Annotated in this window: 1 pseudogene; it reads left to right on the top strand. The window is 48.7% G+C overall.

The features are described from left to right. Nucleotides 1-235 (top strand): annotated as a pseudogene (locus tag SB756_RS29505) (hypothetical protein); the annotation flags it as partial. Nucleotides 236-279 lie beyond the last annotated feature (44 nt).

Below are 279 nucleotides of genomic sequence, written 5' to 3'. Positions count from 1 at the left end.
GGGTGATGTGTTAAAAGTGGGCGCTTATGTCTTTGGTTATCTGGTGATCGCCAAAGCGTCACTGCGGTTTTATATTCTGGCGGAAATCAGCCAGTTCACTTTATTGATGGTATTTGCCCACTGGCTAATCCCTGCGCATGGCGCACTGGGCGCAGCACAGGCCTATATGGCAACCTATATCGTCTATTTTTCTCTTTGTTGTGGCGTGTTTTTACTCTGGCGTAGGCGGGCATGACTGTACTGATTCACGTTCTGGGATCGGATATCCCTCACCATAAC

It is taken from the genome of Pseudomonas sp. SIMBA_068, assembly GCF_046534705.1.
Taxonomy (GTDB): domain Bacteria; phylum Pseudomonadota; class Gammaproteobacteria; order Pseudomonadales; family Pseudomonadaceae; genus Aquipseudomonas; species Aquipseudomonas putida.
This window is presented reverse-complemented; position numbering and strand designations above follow the sequence as displayed.